Below are 21,469 nucleotides of genomic sequence, written 5' to 3'. Positions count from 1 at the left end.
GGCACGCGGAACGGGGCGGACGGCGGAGCATCACCGGTCGCCGCGGCCGTATCCGCCTGTCCGGAGTAGGACGGAAGTCCTGGTCCCCGAAGCCGATGCGGTGGGCGGGCAGGCGTGTTTGGCTGCGGTCATGACCGAATTCACCGAGGCCGAGCGCGCGTACCTCAAGTCGCAGCGGCTGGGGCGACTGGCCACCGTCGACCCCCAGGGGCAGCCGCAGGCGAACCCCGTCGGCTTCTTCCCGCAGGACGACGGGACGATCCTGGTCGGCGGTTATGCGATGGGGACGACGAAGAAGTGGCGCAACCTGCGGGCGAACCCGAAGGTCGCGCTGGTCGTGGACGACATCGTCAGCGTCAGCCCGTGGCGGGTCCGCGGCATCGACATCCGCGGCGAGGCCGAACTCCTCGTCGGCCCACACGAGTTGGGGCCGCACATGAGCGAGGAGGTGATCCGGATTCATCCTCGGCGGATCCACAGCTGGGGCCTGGAGGCCGACTAGTCCACCACATGCTCCAAGGTCAGCAGGTGCACCTTCCGGTCGAGGCCGCCCGCATAGCCCGTCAGTGATCCGTCGGCGCCGATCACCCGGTGACAGGGGCGGACGACCAGGAGCGGGTTGGCACCGATCGCCCCGCCCACGGCCCGCACGGCGACCCGGGACGCGCCGATCCGCGCGGCGATCTCGCCGTACGTCGTCGTCGCACCGTACGGAACGGAGTCGAGGGCGCTCCACACCCGCTCCCGGAACTCCGTGCCGGAGGTGTGGAACTCCAGCTGGAATTCCTTGAGTTCACCGGCGAAGTAGGCGGCGAGCTGCTCGCCGGCGCTGCGGAAGGGCCCGGGGTCCCGCCGCCACTCCGGCTGGACGGTACGGCCGCCCTTCTGGCCGGGGACGGAGAGCGAGGTGAGGGCACCGCTGTCGTCGGCGGTGAGGAGCAACTGCCCCAGAGGGCTCTCGAAACTCGTCCAGTGGATGGTCATCGGGACTCCAACTCCCCTGCTGTGCACAGGTGTTGCAGGTGTTGTACGGCGTAGGAACGCCAGGGGCGCCAGGCGTCCGGGATGTCGGTGCCGGGCGGTGCCACGTCGGGGTCACCGAGGGCGCGGGCGCGGATGACGGCGACCGTGGCCGCGTCCATACCGGGCAGCGCGAGCAGGGCGGCCTGAGCGTCGTCGCGGTCGGCGCCGACGTCGAGGCGTACGGTGCCGTCGGCGAGGGCGGTGACGAGACCGGCCAGGGGATCTCCGGGCAGGGCGTCGGCCAGCACGGACGGTTCGGGGAAGAGGTGGGTGAGGGTGCCGGACGGGGCGTCCAGCGTCCTGCCGTGGCGCCGCACCAGCCGCTCGGACTCGGCCCGCCCCACCAACGCCCGTACGGCCAGTTCCTCCGGATCGGCGGCGCCCGGTGAACGCAGGCCGGGCCGGGCGGCGACCAGTGGGCCGAGCCGGGGATCGGCGCCGAGCCGCTCGTCGACGGCGTACGGGTCGGCGTCGAGGTCGAAGAGGCGCCGCAGCCGCTGTACGGCGGTGGTCAGGTCGCGATGGTCGGTGAGGTGGAGGCGGGCGTCGAGCCAACCGCCGTTGTGGAGGCGGCCCTTGAGGGTGCCGGGGCGTTCGTCGACGGCGACGATTCCGGTGCCGTAGGGGAGGCGGAGGGTGCGGCGGTAGGTGCGGTGGCCCGGGCTGCCGGTGACTTCCTCGATGCCGGGGACGGCCTCGCGTTGCAGCAGGTCGAAGACGGCGGCGGACTGGTACGGGCCCCGGTGCGCGAGCCGCAGCGGGATTCCGGCGGACGGTTCGGATGCGGGGCCGCCCCCGTCGACAGGCACGCTGTCCGGCTCTCCTGCCGGTGACTTGGCCGGTGACTTGGCCGGTGGCTGGGGCGCGTTGGTGCGCAGTTCGCTGGGGGTCGAGGCGTACACGGCGCGGATCGTGTCGTTGAACTGGCGCACGCTGGCGAACCCGGACGCGAACGCGATCTCCGTGATCGGCAGATCGGTGGTCTGCACGAGAACCCGCGCGGTGTGCGCCCGCTGGGCCCGGGCGAGGGCGACGGGCCCGGCGCCGAGTTCGGCGGTGAGCTGCCGCTGGACCTGCCGTGCGCTGTATCCGAGCCGTACGGCGAGCCCGGCGACGCCCTCGCGGTCCACCACTCCGTCACCGATCAGCCGCATGGCGCGGCCCACGACATCGGCGCGCACGTTCCACTCGGCCGACCCCGGCACGGCGTCCGGACGGCACCGCCGACAGGCCCGGAACCCCGAGCCCTGCGCGGCGGCGGCCGTCATGAAGAACCGCACGTTGCGCCGCTTCGGCGTCACGGCCGGACAACTGGGCCGGCAGTAGATCCCGGTGGTCGCGACGCCGAAGAAGAACTCGCCGTCGAACCGGGCGTCCCGGCTCCGTACGGCCTCGTACCTGCTGTCTTCGTCCATCACGCCGTCCAGTCTCCGCCATCCCCGGGGGCGGGGCTGGCGGAAATCGGACGCGGCGTTGACGTGGCGCCGGAGTGGACCGGGGCTAGGCCCAGCGCCCGCGCTTCGCCTCCATGGCCGCCTTCCCCTCCGCCCCCTTCCGCTTCCAGTCGCGGCGCAGTTCAGTCCTGAGCCGGGCGTCGGTCTTGGCGACGATCCACTGGTTCTCGCGCATGAGCTTGCGGTAGCTGTCGAGCCGGCGAACGGGCAGCTCGCCCGACTCGACGGCGGCGAGCACCGCGCACCCCGGTTCCGCGATGTGGGCGCAGTCCTGGAAACGGCACCGCCCCGCCAGTTCCTCGATCTCGGCGAACACCTGTCCGACCCCGGTCCCCGCGTCCCACAGTCCGACCCCGCGCAGCCCCGGCGTGTCGATCAGGACACCACCGCCGGGCAGTACGAGGAGGTTGCGGGTGGTGGTCGTATGACGGCCCTTGCCGTCCACGTCACGCGTCGCTCGGACGTCCATCACGTCCTCGCCGAGCAACGCGTTCGCGAGCGTCGACTTGCCCGCACCGGACTGCCCGAGCAGCACGGACGTACCACCGGCGACGACCGCGGCGAGCACGTCGATCCCCGCACCCGTCGTGGCACTGACACTCAGCACCGGCACACCCGGCGCCGTCGTCTCCACGTCCTGGACGAGATACGACAACGTCACCGCGTCCGGCACGAGGTCGGCCTTGGTCAGCACGACGAGGGGCTGGGCACCGGACTCCCAGGCGAGCGCGAGGAACCGTTCGATACGACCGAGGTCGAGGTCCCCGGTCAGCGGCACGGCGACGATCGCATGGTCGACATTGGCCGCGAGGATCTGCCCCTCGGACCGCTTGGAGGAGGTGGACCGCACGAAAGCGGTGCGACGGGGCAGCAACGTCCGCACATAGCGCGGGTCGCCGCCCGCGGGGTCGACGGCGGCCCAGTCCCCCGTGCACACGACCTTCATCGGGTCACGGGGAACGACGAACTCCGTGTCGGCACGGACGACACCGGCCGACGTGACGACATCGCACAGGCCACGATCGACCCGCACAACACGGCCGGGCAGCAGACCCTGTCCGGCGAACGGGGCGAACTCGGCCTCCCAGCCCGCGTCCCAGCCGTACGGCTGCAACGGATGCACGGAAGAGGGTGACGACGAGAACGAACCCGGGAGAGAGGAGAAAGACAAGGGGTGACCCTTCACAAGGGTGGCCCCGGCACCGCGCACACAGGCGCGGAAAGTAAGGAGTGGTCAGCCGGCGGCCACGGGAGTGGACTTGATGAACTTCCGGATGCGGGCAACGCCCATCGCAGAGACAGCCATCGGTCACACCTCCCACAACACGAGCCAAGCCGGCTGCGGCGCCCCGGGGACAGCCGCTCGAACACGACGGACCCTAGAAGACTTCCGGCCGCCGAGCCACCGAATTACGGCGCACCGACAGCGGACAGGGAACGGTCCGTGCGGATCGCGTCTTCCTTGGTCCCCGCAGGGCCTCCTTCGACGACCCCGTCACGGTGCCGCTCACCGCCTACACCGCGCCCATCGCCCTGCGCGCCCTGCACGGCACCCCCGCGGGAGAGGGCATGGCGGCCACCTCGGGCGCCGATCTGACGGACTACGCCGCCCAGTTGGGCTGGAACGCCGCGCCGGCGGCCGGCGCCGCGGCGGTGTGGCTGCTGCTGCGCCGCAGGTGGGGCGGGAACCCGTCACAGTGGTCCCGTGCGGCGCGGATCGTCGCCGTACTCCTGCTGCTCGTCCTCGTCGTGGTGGCCGCCGGATGCACGCTGATGCTCGGTACGGCCGTCGTCGGGCTGTTCTTCCGTCCTGCGGCGCTCCGGCGCCACCTCGGCACCATCACACGCGGCGCCTACGTGGCCGCGGCCTTCACGCTGGGACTGCTTCTGGTCGACGGCATCGACCTCGTCCACGGTCTGGTGCTGGGCGCGGCGGCCTACGGTGCCCAGATCGTCGTCGGTTCGGTGCTGGCCCGGAAGCTGGACCGGGTGGACCGGATCTCGCTGGCCCTCGGCCGGCGGAACGGAGTGACGGCCGTCATCCTGGCCCTGTCGCTCCAGCCGATGTTCCCTCGGGCGGTCGCGATCATCGCTCCGGCCGTCGTGACCGTCAACTGCCTGCACTTCGTCGCGAACTCCCTGTGGGAGCGGACCCGGGTGGATGTCCCCGGCCCCCACTCCGTCCTCCTGAGCCAAGCGGCACAGCAGGACAGGAGCGTCCGCACATAGCGCGGATCACCGAGGTCCCGCGATCACACGTTTGATGCCGACCAGGACCCGGTAGCGCTCCCGTGCCGCGAAGTCCGCCCGCTCCCAGACGGCCGGGCGTCCTGCCTCTGCGCACAGGTGCAGTACTCGTCCCTCGTCCACGCAGACCCCCACGTGGGCGCCGTAGGCGTCGTCGGACGCGTTGAACAGCAGCAGATCGAGCGGCCGGGCAACCGGCACGCGGACCGTGGCCCGCGTGTCGGCCCACAGCTCACTCGACCGCAGAGCGGGCGGAGCCAGATCGAAGTGCCGAAGCACCTCGAAGGCGAACAGCTGGCAGTTCGCGCCCAACGCGAGGTCCGGACGATCGGTCACCGCGTGGGCCCCCGGAAAACGGGAGCCCACGTACGGGACGGTCCAGAACGTGGCCGGCAGTCGCCGGAGCACCTGATCCATGAACCCGTCCTGGAGGAGTGGGATCGCGGGGGCCCGTGGCCCGCGCCCCCGTCACAGCGTCGCGGTGGTCCCCTCACCGGAGCCGCTGCCCGCCAGCCACTGGCTCCAGTCCAGGTTGAAGTCCGCGTAGCCGTTGTCCGCCGGGGCCTTGCCCCGGGGGGAGCCGGTGATGGTGATGGGGTCGCCCTGCTTGACCTGGCCGTAGAACCATTCGGCGTCGGAGAGGGAGAGGTGGACGCAGCCGTGGGAGCCGCGGGCGCTGCCGGTGCCCGGGTTGGGGTCGCCGGTCGAGTAGTGGACGTAGGTGCCGGACTGGGTGAGGTGGATGTCCCAGGGCAGGGTGAGGTCGTAGTAGTTGGGGCTGCCCTTGTCGCAGCTGATGCCGACGCTGCAGGAGGTCATGTGGACCTTCTTCTGCTTGTCGATGACGGCCATCGTGCCGTCCCACGTCGGGTACTGGGCGCTGCCCGCGTTGATCGACAGGGTGCGCACCGTCGCGCCGTTCTTGGTCACCTTCATGGTGTGGTTGGTGACCGAGACATCGGCGCGCACGTCGTCGCCGATCTTGAAGGTGTGGGTGTAATTGTGCACGCCGTAGCGGCCGTTGCCGTTGCTGACGCCCGTCATGTCGGCGTCGATCTTCACCGTCGTGCCGGAGGGCCAGTACGTCTTCGGGCGCCAGTCGGCGCGCCTGTCGCCCATCCAGTGCCAGGCGCCGACCACCGACTGCGAGGCGCTCACCTTCATGTGCTTCTCGACCGTGGCGCGCGCCTTGGACGCCACCGGGTTGGTGAAGATCACCGAGATCGGCATGGCCACGCCGACCGTGGTGCCGGTCTGCGGCGTGATCGTGTCCAGCAGCATCGGCGGGCCCGCGGGCTTCGTCGGCGACGGCGAGGCACTCGCGCTGGGCTTGTCCGACGCCTTCGCGTCGTCCCCGCCCGCCTTGGCGCTGCCACCCCCGCCGCAGGCACTCGCACCCACCAGCACCACACCTGTGACCAGTGCGATCCCTATGCTGCCCTTGCGCCGTCCCACGACGTGCCCCACTCTCTCGTTGCTTCGGCCCTCACGGACCCGACTCCATGTCAGACGGATAAACCGGGGGCCTCAGTTTCGTGTGCCACGTAAAACGTGTCCCAAGATTCGCTGTGTATGCGGGTTCGCCGTACCGAAGTCAGCGTTCGAAGACGCCGGTGAGGCGGGCACGGCCCAGGACGGGAGCGGGGACGGCGGGCAGCAGGGCACGGGGGCGTACCCGGTCCACCGGCGTGGCTCCGGGCGTGCTGTCCACGGTGGTCGGGAGGGCGTACAGCTGGAAGACATAGTGGTGCGGGCCGTGGCCCTTGATGGGGGCGGGGCCGTGGTAGCCGCGTCCGACGGTGGAGCGCAGGACCCGCACCCCGGGGCCGGGGTGGCGCGCGGACAGGGCGCCGGGGTCCAGGTGTCCGGCCGTCGGGTCGATCAGGGCGAGGCAGTGCACGGCCGGCTTGGCCAGGGGGACGTCGACGTCCTCCACGACCAGGAGGAGCTGGGCGGTGCCGGGTGGGGGCGGGGTCCAGGCCAGGTGGGGTGACCGGTCGGCGCCGCCGATGTGTTTCGCGCAGTTGTTCAGCGGCATGGTGGCGCCGTCGGCGAAGTCCTGACTGGTGAGGGTCAGGAGTTCGGGGCCCCGCAGGTGGGGCAGGTTCCACGCGGTGTGGGTCTCCCCCGCTCTGCGGTTGCTGAGAAGTCGGCCGAGCAGGCTCATCGGCACGCCTCCGTCTTTCCTACGGCCGCCGCGGCGGTCGCGGTCTCGCCGAGATCGGGGAAGACGCGCGCGGCGCTGGGCCGGCGAGCGGGCATGGAGTCGGTCGTCGTCAGTGGCATGGCGGTGTCTCTCCTGTGGTTGTCCCGGTCGCCGGACTGTCCGGGCGGGTGGGCGAGGGCGTCGCGGTTGGGGATGTCCGCGGTGCTGGGGTCTTGGTCACGGATGTCCGCGGCGCCGGGGGCTTGGTGACGGATGTCCGCGGCGCCGGAGACTCGGTGGTGGACGTTCGCGGTCCCGGGGTCTTGGGCGTGGCCGGGTTCGCGCCGCGCAGCAGCGACGCGATCGCCGCGAGGAGCGCGAGGGTGGCGCCGAAGGCGAACACGACGACCAGGCCGGAGTGGAAGGGCCCGGATATCAGGGTCGGGAAGAACTCGCTTCCGGTGAGGGCGTGTTGCTGTGCGGCGGTGAGGTGGGTCAGGGCGCCGCTGGGCCGGAGCAGGTGCTGGACCGGGTTGACGCCGAGCTGGGCGGCGAACAGGGAGGAGACCGGGGGCAGTTCGCCGACCCGGGTGGCGATGTGGGCCGGTACGCCCTGCTGTTCCAGGCCCGCGGTGAGCGTGTGCGGGAGGCTTCGGGCCAGTCCGGCGATCATGAGGGAGAAGAAGACGCCGATGGAGACGGCGGTGCCGGAGTTCTGGAAGGTGGCGCGCATTCCGGAGGCGACACCGCGCAGGCTCGCGGGCACACTGCCCATGATCGAGGAGGAGTTGGGAGAGGCGAACATCCCGCTGGCGATCCCGTTGACGGTGATCAGCACCGCGAAGATCCCGTATCCGAAGTCGATCGGCAGGCACATCAGGCCCAGGAAGCTCGCGCCGAACAGCAGCGCGCCGCCGGTTGCCAGACCGCGTGAGCCGAGCCGGTCGGAGAGGTAGCCGGAGACGGGTCCGGCCACGAGGAACCCTGCGGTCAGCGGCAGCATGAAGATGCCGGCCCACAGGGGTGTGTCGGCGTAGTCGTAGCCGTGCAGCGGGAGCCAGATGCCCTGCAGCCAGATGATCAGCACGAACTGCATCCCGCCGCGGCCGATCGAGATGGCCAGGCCCGCCAAGTTGCCGAAGGTGAAGGCCCGTTGGCGGAACAGGCCGAGCTGGATCATCGGCGCGGAGACGCGTTTCTCGATGACGACGAAGGCCGCCAGCAGGAGCAGTCCCCCGGCGATCAGCGCGTCGGCCAGCGGGTTGGTCCAGCCCATGGTGTGGCCGCCGTAGGGCTGGAGGCCGAAGGTGACGGCGATCAGGGTGGCGCTGAGGCCCACGCCGAAGGTGAGGTTGCCCCACCAGTCGATACGGCCGCCGTCGCGCCCGGCGGTCTCGCGGAGGGTGCGGTAGGCCCACACCGTGAAGAACACGCCGACGGGGACGTTCACCCAGAACACCGCCCGCCAGTCCCAGGCCGACAGCAGACCGCCGGCTACGAGGCCGATGAACATGCCGCCCAGGGCCGCGACCTGGTTGATGCCGAGGGCGAAGCCGCGCTGTTCCTCGGGGAAGGCGTCGGTCAGGATCGCGGCCGAGTTCGCGGTCAGCATCGAGCCGCCGACGGCCTGGAGCACGCGCCAGGCGATCAGCCACATCGCTCCGTGGCCGCCGTCGAAGGGGTCGAAGGAGAGCAGGACGGAGGCGAAGGTGAAGACCGCGAACCCGGCGTTGTAGATCCGGACCCGGCCGTACATGTCGCCCAGCCGGCCGACCGTGACCACCAGGACAGCCTGGACCAGCCGGTAGCCCATGATCATCCACAGCAGATACGCGATGTTGCCGGGCGCGAGGGGGTCCAGGTGCACGCCACGAAAGATGGCGGGCAGGGCGATCAGCACGATGGAGCCGTCTAGCGCGGCCATGAAGACGGCGGCGGTGGTGTTGGTCAGCGCCGTCCACTTGTAGCGGTCCCCGGCGGCCGTCCGACGCGGAGTGTGTGTCCTGGGAGGTTTCGTCATGTGGTCGCTTCCTCCGGCACCGTCGGCGTCAGATGTTCTGGGCCAGTCGCTCCAACAGCGGTGCGGCTGCGGCGAGTTGCTTCAGCTCCGCCGGGGTGAAGGTGCCGCCGGTCAGGGCTCGGGCGAGGAGTTCGGCGCGCGCGTTGCGCTTGTCGCGCAGCGCCTGCCGGCCCGCGTCGGTCACCGTCAGCACCACGCGCCGGCCGTCCTCCGGGTCCGGGCGGCGCTCGATCAGGCCCTGGGTCCGCAGCGCGCCCAGCGTCGCCCCCATGGCCTGCGCGGTGATCTGCGCGTCCCGGGCCAGCGCCGAGGAGGTGGTGGGGCCGCTGCGGTCCAGCTGCGCCAGGGCGGCCCGCTCAGGCATCGTGAGCCCGCCCTCGACCGGCAGTTGGCGCACCCGCCGCAGCAGCACGCCGATACTCGTCATCAGGGCCGAGGCGACCGCTTCGGGGTCCAGGTCTTCGTCGTTCACATACTAAGGCTAGTTTATCAACCTGCCTTAGTACATTGCGGCGCCACGGCAGCCGGCCGCACGGTCTATCTGACTAACCGTCAGAACTAGTCGCAGGCCGCCCCGTTGAGCGTGAAGCCGGACGGTGCGGAGTTCTTGCTGTTGTTCCAGGTGCCGAGGAAGCCGAAGGTCAGGCTGCCGTTCGCGGCGACGTTCTTGTTGTAGTCGGCGGCGGTGGCGGTGACCCGGGAGCCGTCCTGGGCGACGCTCGCGTCCCACATCTGCGTGACCTGCTGGCCGTCGCGGTAGGACCAGGCGACCCGCCAGTTGTCGAGGGCCTTGGTGGTGGTGACGGTGACCGTGGCCTGGAAACCGTCGTTCCACTGGCCGACCAGGTCGTAGGTGACGTCGCAGCTCGCCGAGGCGGGCGGCTGCGCCGGCGCGCCGGTGGTCGGCGCGGGGTCGTCGCTCGCGGTGGCCGAGGCGGTGCCCTGGGGTTCGGTGTCGGGGTTCTTGTCGCTGGGCGCGGCCGACGCCGTGCTGCCGCTGGCCGTCGGCCGGCCCGACACGGACGGCGTGGTCGACGGGTGCGTGCCGACGGAGGTCACGGTGGAACCGGGGTCGATCACCGGGTGGGTGTCGGCGTCGTCGCTGGCGGTGTTCTCGCGCCCGGAGCCGCCCATCGGCATCATCGACACCCCGAGCGCCACGAACGAGAGGAGAACGGCGGCGACGAGCAGTCCGTTGCGCACCAGACGCGCCTTGCTCGCGCCCTCCTTCGGTTCCCCGGCCTCCAGTTCGGCCACGGGGCGCCCGGCACCGAGCCGTACCTCGGAGGCCCGGCGGCGGCGCTCCAGATAGGCGAGGCCGCCCCAGCCGATCACCCCGCTCGCGAGGGCCGACGGCAGTCCGCCGCCCTGCAGTCGCAGACAGGCGGCCGCCTCCGCGCACTGCACGCAGGTGGCGAGGTGGCGGGAGAGATCCTCGGGGGTGTCGGCGGACGGCGAGCGGGTGACCGCGTCCAGCAGCCGGGCATAGCTGCGGCACTCCGCGGCCATCGGCGAGTCGAGGTGATTGCGGTGGCAACGGTCCCTGAACAGGCCGCGCACCTGGGCGAGTTCACCGGAGACGATGGCCGGGTCGAGGCCGAGGCGGCGGGCCACGACGGTCAGCGGCAGCGCCTCGACCTCGGCCAGCCACAGCAGTGCCGCGTCCGGCTCCTGCAGATCCCGCAGCCCGCGCAGGGCGATCGGGCGCTGCAGGGGCATGCCGTGGAAGCGGGCCGCCTTCTCCGAGTTGAGCCACAACCGCAGATCGGGGTCGAGCCGGTGCCCCCGCCCGGCGAACTCCCACTCCGCGGCCGTGGTCCGTACGGCGGTCAGCAGCAGCGGTATCACCGGCAGGACCCGGCGGGTCGGGCCGCGCATCGGACCGGACCCGGCGGAACGGGCCTCCTGTATACCGAGCGCGAAGGCCTCGCTCGCCAGCTCGGTGGCCGAGTCGGCGCCGGACGTGCACAGGTCGGCGTAGGACAGCACGGCGTCCCAGCACTCGGTGAACAGCGCGGCCTCAGCGGCGTCCTGAGGAGTCGGCAGGTCGGGCATGGGTCTCCTGCATCCACGAATGACGGCCAACTAGCTCTGACAGTAAGCAAGTTGGAGGGGGGCTGCCTCGTGACAGGGCCAGAGCCTTTCACGCGTCCCACACAACTGACAAGCCGGGTATTCAATTACGGTAACCGTCAGTCGCCTCTGTTCAGTTGTACGTGTCCGAACCCCTCCCGTCTCACCGGTCGCAGGAGTTGTCCACACCGTTACCTTACAAAGGCGCGGGCTCCTCGGCGGGGAGGCTGTCCATGAAGGAGCTGACGGAGAAGACGGCGCGGCCGGGGCCCGGTTCGCCGTATCCGGGCGGGGACTTGAGGCCGAAGTCCTCCATCGTGGCGCGATAGGCCTCCAGCAGCCGGATGTGGTACTCCAGCGGCGCGCCCTGCGGGTTGGCCTTGCCGAGCGGGGTGGTCGGTTCGGGGCACCAGGTGGTGAAGCGGGGCGTGATGCCGTGCGACATGAAGAAGCGCAGGCCCTCGGTGGTGGAGGCGATCGCCTCGTCGACCGTCTTGAAGCCGAAGGGCTCCGCCATCTCCACGCCGGCCACGAAGTTGGGGATCACGTTGCGCGCGCCGAAGATGTCCGCCGAGTCGAGGATGCGCTTGTGCCACTCGTCGCGGCCGACGTAGCGCTCCTTGCCCGGGCAGTGCAGCTTGAACAGATACTCGTCCCACACCTCGTAGTTGGGGTGGTAGATCTGCACGCCGTAGTCCTTGAAGCGCTGCACGTCGTCCTTCGGCAGCGCCTGCGCCACGACCTTGCCGATCCAGCGGCCCGGGAAGCGCTCCTCGATGGCCTTGGCGTAGTGGCCGTAGAAGTCGGCCTCGTCGCGCCCGGCGACCGTCTTGGTGATCGCGCCGCCGGTGAGGGTGTACGCGGTCGACACCTTCGCGGTGTCGTAGCGGTCGATGATCTCCAGGGCTTCGAGGACCTCCTCGACGTCCTTGACCCCGGTGTACGGTCGACCGGCGGCCTTGTGCTGGCGCCAGTTGTGGTTGATGTCGCAGTACTGGCACTCCTCCTTGGCGCCGAAGTACTGGCAGACCCGGAAGACGGTCAGGTAGATCAGGTAGCCCCACTGGATCGTCGGGGCCACCTCCATGACGGACTTCCCGTTGGCGAGCTTGTGCTTGTAGTACTCGGGCATCGGCGGCACACCGACGTCCGCGATCCGCTTGCCGTCGAGGTAGAGCCCGAGCACACCGTCCTCGTCCGAGGCAACCCGGTACGGCGACGTCGGGTTCACCCGCACGGAGACGACGGTCCGCCTCAGGTCGTACGGGCCGCCGGTGAGGATGATCTCCTCGGGCGGGCGCCTGAGCGCGGCCTCGCCCAGCTCCGGCAGGGTGCCGTGGTCGAAGGAGAAGATGAAGTACGACTTCGGCTTGACCTCGCCGTCCTCGTTGTCGCTCAGCGCGGACGGGTCGAAGGCGACTCCTCCGCGCAGCAGGTCCTCCTTGAAGACGGCTTCCCGCGGCACATGCGGAAAGCGCTCCATCAGATCCTCGACCAGTGCGGTGCGGCTGCCCATCCCGTATCTCCTCCCAGCGCGTGCGCCCTACTCGGACGTACGACTCCTCACGGTATGCCCCCCGCGATTCGGTGGTGGGAGCGGGGGGCGTGGTGTGGTGCGGGTCGGTCGCGGCGCGGCGGACGGGCCGGGGGTAGGGGCTCGGGATGTCTGCGGAGTACGGGTGCGTTGTGGCCGGGCGCGCCCCGCGGGCGCGGAGCCGCACATGTCAGGGCCCCGCGCCCCTAAGGGCACGGGGATGGACGGGATGGGGGGCAAGTCGGGCCGCTGAGCACCACGGGCGGGTTGGAGATGCCTGCCGGGTCACCCCTGCCCCGTTCCCTCGCGGCGCGCGATGTGGTCCGGTGCCGGGATGCCCGGCGGCAGGGCGGGGTCCGGCACGGGCGCGCCCCAGGTCGAGGTCAGCGGGAGCGTCCCGGCCCACAGGCCCAGCTCCACGTCTGGCCCGTCCCCGTCGTCGGGCCCACCGGTGCGGATCTTGACGGAGGCCTCGTCCAGTGCGAGGACGAGCAGCGTGGTGGCGGCGAGTTCCCTGCGGTTCGGCTGCCTGGCGTACGACCACTGCCCCGGCGTCGCGTGTTCGGTGAGGCGGCGCAGGCCGGCCAGTTTCTCGTCCGGGTCGGTGACCTTGCGGGGCACGCCGTGGATCATCGCGCTGCGGTAGTTCACCCCGTGCTCGAAGACGGACCTGGCCAGCACCAGCCCGTCGACGTGCGTGACGGTGACGCACACGGGGCTTCCGCCCGCGAGGCTGCGACTCGCGACGGAGCCGTGCAGATACAGCCGCCGCCCGTCCCTCCCGTACACCGTGGGGACCACGACCGGCCGCCCTTCGATCACGACCCCGAGGTGGCAGACGAACCCGGCGTCCAGGATCGCGTCCAGGTCTGCGCGGTCGAGGCTGCCCTGCTCGCGGAGCCGGCGGTGGCGGGTGAGGTCGGTTTCAGGCAGGCGGTCGCTCATATCGCCGGACACTACCGATACCGTAGGCAAACAGCGATGGATTTGCCCATAAGGTAACCCACGCCATCCCAAGACAACGAAATCCGCACCAGTCGCCGCCAGGGTGAGAGGGTCGGGGGAAACGCACGCTCGCGGAGGGACGGCAGGCATGACGGAGACGGTCACCAACTGGGCCGGCAACATCACCTACGCGGCGAAGGAACTCCACCGCCCGCACACACTCGACGCGCTCAGGACCCTGGTGGCCGAGAGCGCGCGGGTCCGGGTGCTGGGCAGCGGCCACTCCTTCAACGAGATCGCCGAGCCGGGCCCTGACGGCACCCTGCTGTCGATCGCCGCACTGCCACCCGAGTTCGACGTGGACACGACCGCCCGGACGGTACGGGTGTCGGGCGGCGTCCGGTACGCGGAGCTGGCCCGCCGGGTGGCCGGGCACGGGCTCGCGCTGCCCAACATGGCGTCGCTGCCGCACATTTCGGTGGCCGGTTCGGTGGCCACCGGCACCCATGGCTCGGGCGTCCGCAACGGCTCGCTCGCGGCGGCCGTCCGCGAGGTCGAGATCGTCACGGCGGACGGCGCGACGGTGACGATCGCACGCGGCGACGACCGCTTCGACGGTGCCGTGACCTCGCTGGGCGCGCTCGGAGTCGTCACCTCCCTCACCCTCGACCTGGAGCCGGCTTTCGAGGTCGAGCAGCACGTCTTCACCGAACTCCCCCTCGCCGGGCTGGACTTCGAGACGGTGGCGGCCTCGGCGTACAGCGTGAGTCTGTTCACCGACTGGCGGGAGCCGGGCTTCCGGCAGGTGTGGCTGAAGCGGCGCACCGATCAGGCACCGGTCGACTTCCCGTGGGCCGCGCCCGCGACGGAGGCGCTGCACCCGGTACCGGGGATGCCCGCGGTCAACACCACCGAGCAGCTCGGGGTGCCGGGGCCGTGGCACGAGCGACTGCCGCACTTCCGGGCGGAGTTCACTCCGAGCAGTGGGGCGGAGCTGCAGTCGGAGTATCTGCTGCCGCGGTCGACCGCACTCGACGCACTGTATGCGGTCGACGGGATCCGGGAGACGGTCGCCGGTGTACTGCAGATCTGCGAAGTGCGGACGGTCGCCGCCGACGCACAGTGGCTGAGCCCCTCGTACGGGCGGGACACGGTGGCGCTGCACTTCACCTGGATCGAGGACACGGCGGCGGTGCTCCCGGTGGTGCGGCGGCTGGAGGAGGCGCTGGACGCCTTCGACGCGCGACCGCACTGGGGGAAGGTGTTCACCACCCCGGCGCAGGTGCTGCGCGGACGCTATCCGCGGCTCGGCGAATTCAGGGCCCTGGTTCAGGGCCTCGATCCGGAGAGCAAATTCACCAACGCCTTCGTCCGGGACGTCTTCGGCGACTGACCGCGCGACCGATCGGACGACCGACCGCGACCGGGCGGGCAGCGACTTTGTATAGCCCCTTTCCTAACCCCTTGTCGAACGTCGCCCGCAGCCCATAGCCTTGCCGCGCGCCGGAGCCGTCGTGCCCCGGCATGACCGCACAAAGGGTGGGGGCACCTCCGGTGAAGCGCACATCACGCGACATCCGTACCGCGAACCGCTACGAGGTGCTGCGTCAGATCATTGCCGAATCCCCCACTTCCCGGCAGGAGTTGGCCGCCGCGACCGGGCTGAGCCTGGCCACGGTGGCCACGCTGGTCGGTGAGCTGCTGGACCTGCGGATGATCACCGAGGTCGGGTTCGAGGACTCGGCGGGTGGCCGCCCCCGGGGTCTCGTGGCGGTCAACGCGTCGGGGGGCGCGCTGATCGGTGTCGACATCGCGGAGACCTACGTCCATGTCGAGCTGTTCGACCTGGCGTTGAACGTCCTCGCCCGCGCCGACGAGGACATGCGGCCCGGCGAGAGCCGTCCGGAGCAGGTGGTCGGCCATGTCGCCGCCGCCGTCGGCTCGGTGGTCGCGCAGGCCGGTGTCGAGGCGGCCCGGGTCCTCGGCGTCGGGGTGAGCGTCCCGGGCCAGGTGGACCGCAAGACCGGCATCTCGGAGTACGCGCCCAACTGGGACTGGCACGACGTGCCGTTGCTCGACCTGCTCTCCGAGGTCATCGCCTACCCGCTCTACCTGGACAATCCACTGCGGGCCGGCGCGGTCGCCGAGATGTGGTTCGGCGCGGCGCGCGGGCGCGGGGACGCCGTGGTGGTCAACCTCGGGACCGGGGTCGGCGCCGGGCTCGCGCTGGGCGGCGGGCTGTACCGGGGGGTGAGCAACAGTGCCGGCGAGTGGGGTCACACCACGCTCGTCCTGGACGGGCGGCTGTGCCGCTGCGGCAACCACGGCTGTGTCGAGGCCTATGTCGGCGCGCCCGGAATCATGCTGAACCTGCGGGAGTTGAGCCCGCAGAGCCCGCTGCTGCACCCCGAGGATCAGACGGCCACCATCGACGCGCTGGCCCACGGTGTGGCCGCGAACGACCCCGTGGCTCTCAAGGTCGTACGGGAGACCGCCCGTTACATCGGCGCGGGCATCGCCAACCTGGTCAACGTCCTCAACCCCGAAGTGGTCGTGCTCAGCAGCTGGGTCGCCCGCAAGCTCGGCGATCCGCTGCTGCACGAAGTGCGCGAGGCCGTGCAACGGCACGCGCTCGGGCGGCCGTTCGCCGCCACCGAGATCGTCCTCTCCCCCATCCCCACCGACCCGGCCTGCCTGGGAGCGGCAACGTTCGCACTCGAAGGGGCACTTCAGTCGGTGGGGCAGAGGAACGGAAAGAACCGCACCACCCAGGCAAGGAGCCGTACCGCGCCACCTTCATGACGACGGAAGGGATGCACGTGACTCAGTCCCACCCCAGGAGATCGATCCTCGCGACAGCGGCAGCCGCGCTCGCCGTCACCGGGGCCCTGATATCCGCGCCGCCCGCGAACGCCGAGGGCGTCGCACCGGCGGAAGTCTCCCCCCACGCGGCCCAGACCATCGACAACATCGGCGCGTCCGGCGCCTGGTGGGTCAACGACCTCCAGTACTTCAAGCCCGAGGTGCAGGCCCGGGTGGCCCAACTCCTCTTCTCCGCGAAGGGGTTGGACCTCTCGTCGTACCGCTACAACATCGGCGGCGGAGGCACGGCCGTCACCACTCCGGCCCGTGCCGCCCAGGACTTCCTGAACGCCGACGGCACCTACGACTGGAGCAAGGACAAGGGCGGGCAGAGGTTCCTCAGGTACGCGGCGAAGTACGGCGTCCAGGACCTGATCGGCTTCGTCAACAGCGCGCCCGCGCAGTGGACGACCAACGGGCAGAGCTGCGGCGGGCAGTTGAAGGCGGAGAACGAGGGCGACTACGCGAAGTACATCGCCGACGTCACCGCCCACTTCGCGAAGCAGGGCGCGAAGTTCGACTACATCAGCCCCTTCAACGAGCCGAACAACAACTTCGGCGACTGCGGCCAGGAGGGCATGCAGGTCACCGTCGACCAGCGCGACGACATCGTGCGGGCGCTGGGCGCCGAGCAGCGGGCCCGGAAGCAGCAGACCGGCATCATCGCCGACGAGTCGAGCAGCACGGTGAGCTTCAGCACCGAGGTCCCGCGGTGGATCGCGCAGCCGGACACCGCCCAGTACGTGTCCGAGCTGGCGCACCACACGTACAACAACCCGAACGACGGCCAGTTGGGCAATGTCTACGAGACGGCGAGGACGGTCGGCAAGCCCTCCTGGGCCACCGAGATCTGCTGCTTCGGCAAGGGCACCACGGGCTGGAACCAGGAGTACGACCCGACGATCGACAACGCCCTGCTGATGTCCCGGATCATGTACAAGGACTTCGCGAGCGCACACGACTCGGCGTTCCAGTGGTGGGTGGCCCTCGCCAGCGGCTACGGCACCGACCCGGCCGCGCGCAACGACGTCGGCTGGAACGACGGGCTGATCTACTACGACCCCGACTACGCGACGGACGGCAACCAGACCCTGTACTTCACCAAGCGGTACTACGCGCTCGGCCAGTACAGCAAGTTCGTACGACCGGGCTCCGTCGCGCACAACGTGACGGGCGCGCCGAGCGGTGTCGAGGTGACCTCCTACGAGCGGGACGGCAAGTGGGTCGTCGTGGTCAACAACCAGAACACCACGGACACTTCGCTCAGCCTGCACTTCAACAGCAGGACGCCGGTGCGGGCGACGCAAGCCGTGCGGACCTCGGCCACGGAGAACTGGGCGAAGGTCGCCAAGCCGGACGTGAACGGCTCCACGGTCTCCACGACCCTCGCCGCCCGCTCGATCACGACGTACGTCCTCGACCAGAAACCCCGCAAGGGCCAAGGGAGTTCGACGGCCGTCACCGGTGCCCTCCAGGGCAGCCAGTCCGGGAAGTGCCTGACGGCGGACGCCTCCGGGGCCGCGATCGCCACCTGCTCGGGCGGGGCGGGGCAGACCTGGTCGTACGACGCGAAGGGTGGCCTGAAAGGGGCCAACGGCTATCTGACGGTGGGGAGTTCGGGGCTGACGACCACCGCCGACTTCACGGCTGATCCCGGCCAGCGGTGGCTGTTGAACGCCAACGGGCAGATCCTCAGCGAGGCGTCCGGGAAGTGTCTCGACGTGAGCGGTCAGGCGACGGCGGACGGCAGCAAAGTGATCCTCTACAGCTGCAACGGCGGGTCCAACGAGGCCTGGTCGAAGGTCTGATGGCCACCTGACACCTGGTGCGGGCCGACTGCGCGGCGGCCCGCACCTTCGTCACGTCCGGTATTCCGAACGTTGCGCAACGCTTCGAACAGACTTCGTCCAACCCCTTGCCGAAGCCTTAGGCGAAGGTTAACGTCCCGCACCGCACCTCGATTTCAGCCACGGGCAGCTGAGCCGTGAAGCCGCAGCCGCGCGAGAGACAAGGACGTCACCATGTCGGCAATGAGCAACAGCAACTGGTCCCGCCGATCGATATTCCGGGCGGCGGCGGGGATGGCCGCGGCCGGCACGCTGGCCGCGTGCGGTGGCAACAACGGGCGGGGCGGGGGCTCCGGTTCGGGCAAGAACCTCGTCCAGTACTTCCACGCGTACGGCGAGGCGGGCACGGAACAGGCCATCAAGCGGTACGCGAAGGCGTACACCAAGGCCAATGTGACCACGAACTGGATCACCGGCAACAACTTCGAGGCCAAGCTCTTCTCGTCCCTGCTCACCAAGCAGGCGCCGGACGTCTTCGAGTTCCACCCGCAGCTGCAGCTGGTCAAGAGCGGCCAGGTGGCCGACCTGAGCGACATCATCGATCCGGTCAAGGACGACTTCAACCCGGCCGACATCAAGTCGCACACGGTGGACGGGAAGATCTACGGGATCCGGATGATCGACGACCCGCAGTTCTTCTACTACCGCAAGTCGATGCTGGAGAAGGCCAAGGTCGACGTCCCCACCACGCTCGACGAGTTGCTGGAGGCCGCCGCCAAGCTCACCACGAGCAAGGTAAAGGGCGCCTACCTCGGCAACGACTTCACCGCGGTCCAGAACCCGATCATCTGGTCGGCGGGCGCCGACACGATCGACGCGAACAACCAGATCGCGTACCACACGGACGGGGTCGTCGAGGGCCTCAAGAAGCTCCGTCAGCTGTTCACCAGCGGCCATGTGCTGCTCGACGCGCCGACCGACTTCTGGGACCCGTCCTCGCTCAACCAGGGCCTGTGCGCCATCCAGTGGGGCGGCATGTGGTCCATGCCGGCGATGCAGCAGGCACTCGGCGACGACCTGGGGATCTTCCCCTTCCCGAGCATCGGCAGCAAGGGCAAGCAGTCGGTCTACAACGGCGGTTGGTCGATGTTCGTCAATGCCAAGGGCGACAACGTCGAGGCGGCCAAGGCCTACGTCAAGTGGCTGTGGATCGACCAGAAGAAGTACCAGGAGGACTGGGCGACCTCCTACGGCTTCCACATCCCGCCGCGCACCTCGATCGCCGCAGGAGCCACCAAGCTCAAGTCCGGTCTGCCCGCCGAGGGCGTCAAGCTCTTCACGGACTACGGCCACTTCGACAACATCGCCTACGACCAGACCATGCAGACCGCGTTCGCCGACGTGATCGCGAACTCGATCCGCAAGAACGGCAACCCGGAAGCCGCGCTCGACGCCTGCGACAAGAAGGTCAACGTCGAGCTCAAGAAGCTGTTCGGATAGGCCGGCGGACGGAACCCGAGATGTCGACCACCACCACGCGCGGGGTCGCCCAGGCCGCCGCGGCCGAGACCTCCAAGTCCCGGCCGCGGCGGGGCCTGCGGTCCAACGCCACCCTGAACTTCTGGCTCTTCACCGGCCCGTTCCTCATCGGCCTGGTGATCTTCGTCTTCGTCCCCATCGGATGGAGCATCTGGCTCAGCTTCTTCGACGCCCGCTACACCGTCACACCGAGCCATTTCATCGGCTTCGACAACTACAAGCAGATCCTGACCAACAGCAACTTCCCCGACTCGCTGCTGACGTTCACGGTGTTCGCCGTGTTCATCGTGCCGACCACCTGGGCGCTGTCACTGGGTCTGGCCCTGCTGGTCAACCAACTGCGGTTCATGCGGGCGTTCTTCCGGTCGGTGTTCTTCCTGCCGACCGCCGTGTCGTACGTCGCCGCCGCGCTGATCTGGAAGATGTCCATCTTCAGCGGCGTCCGCTTCGGCCTGATGAACACCGTCCTCGGCTGGTTCGGCGTCGACAACATCGCCTATCTGGCGAACCCCAGCCCGCCCTGGTACTGGCTGGTCATCGTGAGCCTGCGGCTGTGGATCCAGGCCGGCTTCTACATGATCCTGTTCCTGGCGGCGCTCCAGAACATCCCGGCCGAGCTGTACGAGGCCGCCGAGATCGACGGCGCCAAGCGCGGCTGGCAGACCTTCCGGTACATCACGCTGCCCCAACTCCGCGCCACCTCCACGGCGGTGGTCCTGCTGCTGCTCGTCGCCGCATACCAGGCCTTCGACGAGTTCTTCAACATCATCAGCACCAAGGCCACTTGGGCCCAGACACCGCTCATGGAGCTGTACAAGGCGGCCCTCGGCACCAACCAGGACTACGGCGCCGGCAGCGCGGGCGCGGTCATCCTGTCGCTGCTGATCTGCATCGTCACCCTCGCCCAGGGCAGGATCATGGGCTTCGGAAGGGGGGAGGAGTCCAAGTGACCTCCACCGCACCACAGTTGGGCAAGAACCGCGGCAAGAAGCGTGGGAGCGTCCTCGGCAACACGGGCCTGTACCTCGCCGTCGGCATCGCCGCCCTGCTCTTCCTGATCCCCTTCTACCTGATCCTCCGCAACGCCCTCTCCACGGACCCGGAGATCACCGGCGAGAACTGGAAGCTCCTCCCCTCCTTCCAGTGGGGCAACATCTCCGAACTCTTCGACGACCAGACCGTCCAGTTCGGCCGCGCCCTGTGGAACTCCACGGTCGTCGCGGTCCTCATGACCGTGGGCACCCTGCTGGTCTGCTCGCTGGCCGGCTACGGCCTGGCTCGCATCCCGTACAAGCACTCCAACAAGGTCTTCTACCTCGTCCTGGCGACCCTGATGGTGCCGACGGCCGTCACCTTCGTGCCGAGCTTCGTCCTCGTCTCGTCCCTCGGCTGGGTCGACACCTACCGGGGCCTCATCATCCCGGGCCTCTTCAGTGGTTTCACCTGCTTCCTCTTCCGGCAGTACTTCCTTGGGTTCCCCAAGGAGTTGGAGGAGGCGGCGCGCGTGGACGGACTCGGTTACTGGGGCGCGTACTGGCGGATCGTCGTACCCAACTCGCTGAACTTCTTCGCGGCGATCGCCACGATCACCTTCATCAGCGGCTGGAACGCCTTCCTGTGGCCGCTGGTCATCGGCCAGGACCCGGACTCCTGGACCGTGCAGATCGCCCTGTCGTCGTTCATGACGAACCAGACCGTCAACTTCCATCTCATCTTCATGGCCACCGCAGTTTCCATCCTGCCCCTGGTCTTCGTGTTCCTCTTCCTTCAGCGCTGGCTGGTCCAGGGCATCGCGCAGACCGGCATCAAGGGCTGACACCCGCATCTCACGACCTGGAG

At 69.7% G+C, this 21,469-nt stretch carries 20 protein-coding genes; 8 read left to right on the top strand and 12 right to left on the bottom strand.

The features are described 5' to 3' along the window. Positions 1–130: 130 nt before the first annotated feature. A complete protein-coding gene (locus ACWDEW_RS00380) occupies positions 131–502 on the top strand; it encodes a PPOX class F420-dependent oxidoreductase (protein WP_359606307.1) in 372 nt (123 codons plus the stop codon). On the opposite strand, the gene ACWDEW_RS00375 is transcribed toward ACWDEW_RS00380, so the two are convergent. From ACWDEW_RS00375 to rsgA, 3 genes are all read right to left on the bottom strand, one after another. After that, positions 499–984, bottom strand: a complete 486-nt coding sequence (locus ACWDEW_RS00375; protein ID WP_450508148.1) for a methylated-DNA--[protein]-cysteine S-methyltransferase — start codon at positions 982–984, stop codon at positions 499–501. The genes ACWDEW_RS00380 and ACWDEW_RS00375 overlap by 4 nt on opposite strands. Then, complete coding sequence (locus ACWDEW_RS00370; RefSeq protein ID WP_450508721.1) at positions 981–2,438, bottom strand: bifunctional transcriptional activator/DNA repair enzyme AdaA; 1,458 nt, start codon at positions 2,436–2,438, stop codon at positions 981–983. The genes ACWDEW_RS00375 and ACWDEW_RS00370 overlap by 4 nt, the downstream gene beginning before the upstream one ends. A gap of 85 nt (positions 2,439–2,523) precedes the next feature. Continuing rightward, a complete protein-coding gene (gene rsgA, locus ACWDEW_RS00365) occupies positions 2,524–3,648 on the bottom strand; it encodes a ribosome small subunit-dependent GTPase A (protein WP_450508146.1) in 1,125 nt (374 codons plus the stop codon). A 329-nt stretch (positions 3,649–3,977) separates the two neighbouring features. Between rsgA and ACWDEW_RS00360 the strand changes: the two genes are divergently transcribed. Beyond that, positions 3,978–4,706: a hypothetical protein gene (locus ACWDEW_RS00360; protein WP_450508144.1), complete on the top strand. Its 729-nt coding sequence runs from the start codon at positions 3,978–3,980 to the stop codon at positions 4,704–4,706. Positions 4,707–4,712: 6 nt separating this feature from the next. On the opposite strand, the gene ACWDEW_RS00355 is transcribed toward ACWDEW_RS00360, so the two are convergent. The 9 genes from ACWDEW_RS00355 to ACWDEW_RS00315 form a co-directional block, all read right to left on the bottom strand. Next, the gene (locus tag ACWDEW_RS00355) at positions 4,713–5,141 is read right to left on the bottom strand and encodes a hydrolase (protein WP_450508142.1); all 429 of its coding nucleotides are present in this window, start codon (positions 5,139–5,141) and stop codon (positions 4,713–4,715) included. A 51-nt stretch (positions 5,142–5,192) separates the two neighbouring features. Then, positions 5,193–6,179: a L,D-transpeptidase gene (locus ACWDEW_RS00350; RefSeq protein WP_450508140.1), complete on the bottom strand. Its 987-nt coding sequence runs from the start codon at positions 6,177–6,179 to the stop codon at positions 5,193–5,195. Between the two features lie 139 nt (positions 6,180–6,318). After that, positions 6,319–6,891 carry a YbhB/YbcL family Raf kinase inhibitor-like protein gene (locus tag ACWDEW_RS00345; RefSeq protein WP_450508138.1) on the bottom strand — a complete coding sequence of 191 codons (573 nt, stop codon included), beginning with the start codon at positions 6,889–6,891 and terminating at the stop codon, positions 6,319–6,321. Continuing rightward, positions 6,888–7,010 carry a hypothetical protein gene (locus ACWDEW_RS00340; RefSeq protein WP_450508136.1) on the bottom strand — a complete coding sequence of 41 codons (123 nt, stop codon included), beginning with the start codon at positions 7,008–7,010 and terminating at the stop codon, positions 6,888–6,890. The genes ACWDEW_RS00345 and ACWDEW_RS00340 overlap by 4 nt, the downstream gene beginning before the upstream one ends. After that, complete coding sequence (locus tag ACWDEW_RS00335; protein ID WP_450508135.1) at positions 7,001–8,890, bottom strand: MFS transporter; 1,890 nt, start codon at positions 8,888–8,890, stop codon at positions 7,001–7,003. Before ACWDEW_RS00335 ends, ACWDEW_RS00340 begins: the two co-directional genes overlap by 10 nt. A 28-nt stretch (positions 8,891–8,918) precedes the next feature. Then, entirely contained in the window at positions 8,919–9,362 is a 444-nt protein-coding gene (locus tag ACWDEW_RS00330; RefSeq protein ID WP_450508133.1) for a MarR family winged helix-turn-helix transcriptional regulator, read from the bottom strand. 86 nt (positions 9,363–9,448) lie between these two features. After that, on the bottom strand, positions 9,449–10,945 hold the full coding sequence (locus ACWDEW_RS00325) for a cellulose binding domain-containing protein (RefSeq protein ID WP_450508131.1): 1,497 nt from the start codon (positions 10,943–10,945) through the stop codon (positions 9,449–9,451). A gap of 214 nt (positions 10,946–11,159) precedes the next feature. Beyond that, positions 11,160–12,479, bottom strand: a complete 1,320-nt coding sequence (locus tag ACWDEW_RS00320) for a radical SAM protein (protein WP_450508129.1) — start codon at positions 12,477–12,479, stop codon at positions 11,160–11,162. A 303-nt stretch (positions 12,480–12,782) separates the two neighbouring features. After that, complete coding sequence (locus tag ACWDEW_RS00315) at positions 12,783–13,442, bottom strand: pyridoxamine 5'-phosphate oxidase family protein (protein WP_450508127.1); 660 nt, start codon at positions 13,440–13,442, stop codon at positions 12,783–12,785. Positions 13,443–13,590: 148 nt separating this feature from the next. Here ACWDEW_RS00315 and ACWDEW_RS00310 point away from each other — a divergent pair, with 148 nt between their 5' ends. The 6 genes from ACWDEW_RS00310 to ACWDEW_RS00285 all read left to right on the top strand — a co-directional run bounded on the left by ACWDEW_RS00310 (position 13,591) and on the right by ACWDEW_RS00285 (position 21,446). Then, positions 13,591–14,835, top strand: coding sequence for an FAD-binding protein (locus tag ACWDEW_RS00310; RefSeq protein ID WP_450508126.1), 1,245 nt, complete (start codon positions 13,591–13,593; stop codon positions 14,833–14,835). 161 nt (positions 14,836–14,996) lie between these two features. Then, complete coding sequence (locus ACWDEW_RS00305) at positions 14,997–16,244, top strand: ROK family transcriptional regulator (protein ID WP_450508124.1); 1,248 nt, start codon at positions 14,997–14,999, stop codon at positions 16,242–16,244. Between the two features lie 11 nt (positions 16,245–16,255). Next, positions 16,256–18,112 carry a glycoside hydrolase gene (locus ACWDEW_RS00300; RefSeq protein WP_450508122.1) on the top strand — a complete coding sequence of 619 codons (1,857 nt, stop codon included), beginning with the start codon at positions 16,256–16,258 and terminating at the stop codon, positions 18,110–18,112. A 213-nt stretch (positions 18,113–18,325) separates the two neighbouring features. Then, a complete protein-coding gene (locus ACWDEW_RS00295; RefSeq protein WP_450508121.1) occupies positions 18,326–19,591 on the top strand; it encodes an ABC transporter substrate-binding protein in 1,266 nt (421 codons plus the stop codon). 20 nt (positions 19,592–19,611) lie between these two features. Then, positions 19,612–20,580, top strand: a complete 969-nt coding sequence (locus ACWDEW_RS00290) for a carbohydrate ABC transporter permease (protein ID WP_450508119.1) — start codon at positions 19,612–19,614, stop codon at positions 20,578–20,580. Beyond that, positions 20,577–21,446: a carbohydrate ABC transporter permease gene (locus tag ACWDEW_RS00285; RefSeq protein WP_450508117.1), complete on the top strand. Its 870-nt coding sequence runs from the start codon at positions 20,577–20,579 to the stop codon at positions 21,444–21,446. Before ACWDEW_RS00290 ends, ACWDEW_RS00285 begins: the two co-directional genes overlap by 4 nt. Positions 21,447–21,469 lie beyond the last annotated feature (23 nt).

Source organism: Streptomyces sp. NPDC001100 (assembly GCF_053598575.1).
This window is presented reverse-complemented; position numbering and strand designations above follow the sequence as displayed.